Origin of the sequence: Arthrobacter sp. Hiyo1 (assembly GCF_001263615.2) — a bacterium.
In the GTDB taxonomy this organism is placed as follows: Bacteria; Actinomycetota; Actinomycetes; order Actinomycetales; family Micrococcaceae; genus Arthrobacter.
Map to the genome: position 1 here is coordinate 329,518 of NZ_DF952470.1, position 5,264 is coordinate 334,781.

Annotated in this window: 3 protein-coding genes, 1 tRNA gene, 1 other RNA gene and 1 pseudogene; 2 read left to right on the forward strand and 4 right to left on the reverse strand. The window is 63.8% G+C overall.

The features are described from left to right. The 3 genes and pseudogenes from AHiyo1_RS10425 to AHiyo1_RS10435 all read right to left on the reverse strand — a co-directional run. Positions 1–1,257, reverse strand: a 1,257-nt coding sequence (locus AHiyo1_RS10425; protein ID WP_113990629.1) for a DNA polymerase III subunit gamma and tau, incomplete at its 3' end; no start/stop codon positions are given. Positions 1,258–1,290: 33 nt separating this feature from the next. Next, positions 1,291–1,387, reverse strand: an RNA gene (ffs, locus tag AHiyo1_RS10430) — signal recognition particle sRNA small type. Positions 1,388–1,467: 80 nt separating this feature from the next. After that, positions 1,468–1,790 (reverse strand): annotated as a pseudogene (locus AHiyo1_RS10435) (hypothetical protein). Positions 1,791–2,100: 310 nt separating this feature from the next. On the opposite strand from AHiyo1_RS10435, the gene AHiyo1_RS10440 reads away from it, so the two are divergent. Further along, positions 2,101–2,185: transfer RNA gene (locus tag AHiyo1_RS10440), tRNA-Ser, on the forward strand. Between the two features lie 110 nt (positions 2,186–2,295). On the opposite strand, the gene AHiyo1_RS10445 is transcribed toward AHiyo1_RS10440, so the two are convergent. Continuing rightward, entirely contained in the window at positions 2,296–3,195 is a 900-nt protein-coding gene (locus AHiyo1_RS10445) for a LysR substrate-binding domain-containing protein (RefSeq protein ID WP_059388524.1), read from the reverse strand. 125 nt (positions 3,196–3,320) lie between these two features. Here AHiyo1_RS10445 and AHiyo1_RS10450 point away from each other — a divergent pair. Next, on the forward strand, positions 3,321–5,264 hold a 1,944-nt coding region (locus AHiyo1_RS10450; protein WP_113990630.1), incomplete at its 3' end, for a proline dehydrogenase family protein.

The window sequence follows — 5,264 nt, forward strand, 5'->3', positions numbered from 1 at the left end:
CGCTGGGCGCGCAGCTGGCACGGCGGAAGTGGACGGAGCCGCAACAGCTTCCGGCGGCGTCTGGGCTTCCGCGGGGGGAAGTGCCCCGCCGTAGTTGAGACGGCGTTCGACGCGGTCGATCCGGGCCGCGATCCCGCGTTCGGTCTGCTCGGAACTGGGCAGTAGGATCCGGGCGCAGAGCAGTTCGAGGTGCAGACGCGGCGAAGTGGCGCCGGTCATCTCAGTGAGCGCGGTATTGGTCACATCGGCGGCACGGGATAGCTCGGCTGCACCGAGGTTGTTTGCCTGGCTGCGCATCCGGGCTATCTGGTCCGCAGGCATGCCGCGGAGGATGGCTTGGGCGCTTTCCGGCATGGCTTGGACGATGATGAGGTCGCGGAACCGCTCCAGCAAGTCTTCGACGAAGCGGCGGGGATCATGCCCCGTTTGGATGACACGGTCCACGGCACGGAAAACCGTGGCGGAGTCTGACGCGGCGATCGCCTCGACGACGTCGTCCAGCAGTGAAGCGTGGGTGTATCCAAGCAATGCGACGGCGAGTTCGTAGTCCAGGCCGTTGGGTCCGGCGCCGGCCATGAGTTGGTCCAGTACGGAGAGCGAGTCGCGCACCGAACCGCCGCCGGCCCGGATCACGAGGGAAAGCACGCCGGGAGCCACCGGCACGTTTTCCTGTTGGCAGAGAAGCTCGAGGTACTGCATCAACGGCTCGGGCGGCACCAGCCGGAAGGGGTAGTGGTGCGTACGGGAGCGGATGGTGCCGATGACCTTGTCCGGCTCCGTGGTGGCGAAGATGAATTTGATGTGTTCCGGCGGCTCTTCGACGATCTTAAGCAGCGCATTGAAGCCGGCCGAGGTGACCATGTGGGCTTCGTCAATGATGAAGATCTTGTAGCGGTCCCGGACCGGGGCGAAGGTGGCGCGTTCGCGGAGATCCCGGGCATCGTCCACGCCACCATGGCTGGCGGCGTCGATCTCGATGACGTCGAGCGAGCCGGAGCCGCCCCGGGCCAGCTCGACGCAGCTGTTGCATTTGCCGCAAGGAGTGTCTGTGGGGCCTTCGGCGCAATTGAGGCAGCGGGCAAGGATGCGGGCGGACGTGGTTTTTCCGCAGCCGCGCGGGCCGGAGAAGAGGTAGGCGTGGTTGACCCGGTTTTTGCGCAGGGCCGTCATGAGCGGCTCGGTGACGTGTTCCTGCCCGATAACGTCCGCGAAAGAATCGGGGCGATATCTGCGGTAAAGCGCAGTAGTAACAGTCACAGGGGAAACCTACCTATAGGGACTGACATTTAAATAAGAGACCCCTCATGCACCCGCCAGAGCCCATCTACCCTTGCTACCTTCCGGTCCTGGGGGAGTTCAACAGGATGACGCCACATGAGGGGCCGTCGACAAGCTTACCCGAAGTTTTCGAGCCCTCCGAATTTGCGGACATGTGCCTTGTGGGAGCCAAAAGATGGACATGTCCAGTTAGCGCCAGCCGTTCACGGGCCACGTCATGAACGCGGGCTCCTCATAAGGGTGGGCTGAGCGCAGGGCCTGCACTACGGCGTCGAGCAAGTCCGTCTCAACCACGCACTCGACCCGGATTTCCGGCACCGTTTCGCCTTGCCCCACGGCGCCGATGAACGGTTGTGCCCCTGGCATGGGGGTGAAGCGTCCGGTGCTGGAGTGGTGAATGAGCAATGCGAATAGTCGCCGATTCTGCCGGCCCCGGCATCACCGATCGCGGCCAGCAAGCTCTCGCTATGGGATACCGGGACGTAGACAACGAGGGCGTGCAGTTGGCTCATTCCACCATCCTCCCAGCGGCCGCTCAAAAACAGGTCAAAGGATGGTTTCCAATCTCCATTGCCAAACCGCTGAACCCAGCGGACTATTGGTATGTACACCGATTGGGGCAATCTCAAGATTGTGAGCCGCAGGGCCTGGTTTCAGGGGCTGGACCCAGCAGCTCAACGGAGTGCCGGAGGAATGGACGCATTGGGGGCGTCCATTTTTACGTTTAAGCGCACGGAGGGCCCGCTCGACACCATGAATGTCCCGATTGGGCGATGCCGAAATTCTCGGGTACAGTGGAGTCTGCTTTTGATTCAGAAGCATGGAGAATTCGCCTAGCGGCCTATGGCGCACGCCTGGAACGCGTGTTGGGTTAACGCCCTCGGGGGTTCAAATCCCCCATTCTCCGCGTTTGGCCCCGGTCCTTGGACCGGGGCCTTTTTGCGTTTTGGCTCTCTTCGAATTGTCCCTGCATGCGGAATGATCGTGCAGAATCCGACCGCACCAGCCAGCCGAACCCTACGCCCGTTCCGCGGCCACCCGTTCTAGGACTTCCCGGCATGCCAGGATTGCGGGGTGGATCCGGCCGGCGGTGCGCGTCGACGTGAAGACTGTCCGCTTGGGGAGCCCGGGGAGGTCCAGCAGTTGGACCGGAGTGGTCCGGCCCGTCCAGACGAGGTCCGGCATGAGGGCCACGGCATTGCCGGACTCGATGAGCCGGATTTGCGCTTGGAGGTCGGCGGTTTCGTACCGGACGTCGGGCTCGAAGCCAGCGGAGCGGCATGCTTGTTCTGCCCAGTGCCGGGACGCCGCACCATGCGGTTCCATGACCCATGGCAGGGGAGCCGTATCCGCGAGCGAGGAAATCGACTCGCCACCGAGGCCAATCGGGGGAGTGGCCAGCCTGATGGCGTCGCTGGTCAGGGTTGCGCGGTCCAGGCCGGGGTGGTGTGGTGCTGCGTGCCCTGGGTATTGCTCGGCCACCACGATGTCGAAGTCTCGGGCCCAGGTTTCATAGAGCGCAGTCTCGGGTTCGCGCTGGATCATTTCCACTCGCACTTCGGGATACTCGCCCTTCATGATGGTGAGGAAGTCCGGCATGAGGGCCAGGGCGGCGGTTTGGAACACGGCGAGCCGCACTGTTCCCGTCACTGTGGAGAGGGACGCCGCGAGATCCGTCTCTGCCCGCTCGAGGGTGGCCAGCAAAGCGGCCGCATGTTCCACGAGGATCTCGGCCTGCGGCGTCAGCTGCACCCGTCGACCGGATTTTCTCAGCAGTTTCACGCCCGCTTCCTTCTCCAACAAGGTCAACTGCTGGGACACCGAGGACGGGCTGTACTTCATGGCGTCGGCCACTTCTGCGAGCGTTCCGCGGATCTTCAATTCGTGCAGCAAGCGCAGCCTGCGGACATCCAGCATTCGGCTCTCCAGAAGGGTCGAGAAATCTAATGAATATTCTTCAGAAAAGATCGCTTTTCCTAATCTGATTGTAGATCCATACTGATGGAAACAAAGCACTCTCCGCACCAAAAGGAACGAAGCGCATGAGCACACCAACTCGGGATTCGAGCATCGACGCCAGGACACAATCCACCCCGGAATCCGGACACCTCCAGGAGCTGGCCCACGAAGCCATCCAACTGGTTCGACACTGGCTCACCGAAGCCTCGAAGGTACCCGTTGACGTTTCCGCGCAGCGCCTCGCCGGCGTCCTGAAGGATCCGAACGGCCTGGACTTCACGGTGGGATTCGTCGACGGCGTCATCCGCCCTGAGGATCTGTCCGTCGCCGGCCGCAACCTGGCCAAGCTTGCCCCGAAGGTCCCGGCCTTCCTTCCTTGGTACATGCGCGCTGCTGTGCGCACCGGCGGCGTCATGGCTCCGGTCCTGCCGCAGGTGGTCATCCCGATCGCACGCAAAGTCCTCCGCGACATGGTGGGCCACCTGATCGTGGACGCCACCGATGCCAAGCTTGGCCCGGCCATCGCCAAGATCAAGCAGAACGGCGTCCACCTGAACGTGAACCTGCTGGGCGAGGCCGTCCTGGGCGAACGCGAAGCCAGCCGCAGGCTCGAGGGGACCCTCAAGCTCCTGGCCCGTGACGACGTCGACTACGTCTCCATCAAGGAGTCCTCCACGGTGGCCCCGCACTCGCTGTGGGCCTTCGACGAAGCAGTGGACCACGTGGTGGAGAAGCTCACCCCGCTCTACGAGCTGGCCGCATCGTTCCCCAAGCCCAAGTTTATCAACCTGGACATGGAGGAATACAAGGACCTCAGCCTGACCATGGCCGTGTTCACCCGGATCCTGGACAAGCCCGAATTCAAGAACCTTGAGGCCGGCATCGTGCTGCAGGCCTACCTCCCGGACGCGCTGTCGGCCATGCAGGAACTGCAGGAATGGGCTGCGGCCCGCCGGGCAAACGGCGGCGCTCCCATCAAGGTGCGCGTCGTCAAGGGCGCCAACCTGCCTATGGAACAGGTCCAGGCGTCCATCCAGGGCTGGCCGCTCGCTACGTGGGGCACCAAGCAGGATTCGGACACCAACTACAAGCGCGTCCTGAACTACGCGCTCACTCCAGGACACATCGATGCGGTCCGCATCGGCGTCGCCGGCCACAACCTCTTTGACGTCGCGTTTGCGTGGCTGCTCGCGAAGGAGCGCGGCGTTACGGCGGGCATTGAGTTCGAGATGCTCCTCGGTATGGCCACGGGCCAAGCCACGGCCGTCCGCAAGGACGTCGGCAGCCTCCTGTTGTACACGCCGGTGGTGCACCCGGGCGAGTTCGACGTTGCGATCGCCTACCTGATCCGCCGCCTCGAAGAAGGCGCCAGCCAGGACAACTTCATGTCCGCTGTGTTCGAACTCAGCGAAAACAAATCGCTGTTCGAGCGTGAGAAGCAGCGCTTCCTCGCCTCCCTCGCAGAATTGGACGACGCCGTTCCGGGCCCCAACCGCACGCAGGACCGCAACAAGCCCGCGGCCGCCATGCCAAGCCAGGGCTTCGCCAACACTCCGGACACCGATCCTGCCCTGCCCGCCAACCGGGCCTGGGGCCGTGCCATCCTCGACCGCATCCCGGGCTCCACTGCGGGAAACGCGATCGTTGAAGCCAGCAAGGTCAGCGACCCGCAGGAACTGGAACGCATCATTGCCACCGCAGTGGAACACGGCAAAACTTGGGGCGCCATGCCTGCCGCCGAGCGCGCAGCCATCCTGCACCGCGCAGGCGACATCCTGGAATCCCGCCGCGCCGAACTTCTCGAGGTTATGGCCTCCGAGACCGGCAAGACGATCGAACAAGGCGACCCCGAAGTCAGCGAAGCAATCGACTTCGCGCACTACTACGCCGAGCGCGCCAAGGACCTGGAAACGGTCGACGGCGCCAGGTTCGTCCCAGCGAAGCTCACCGTTGTGACCCCGCCGTGGAACTTCCCGGTGGCGATTCCCGCGGGCTCCACGCTGGCGGCACTCGCGGCGGGATCCGCC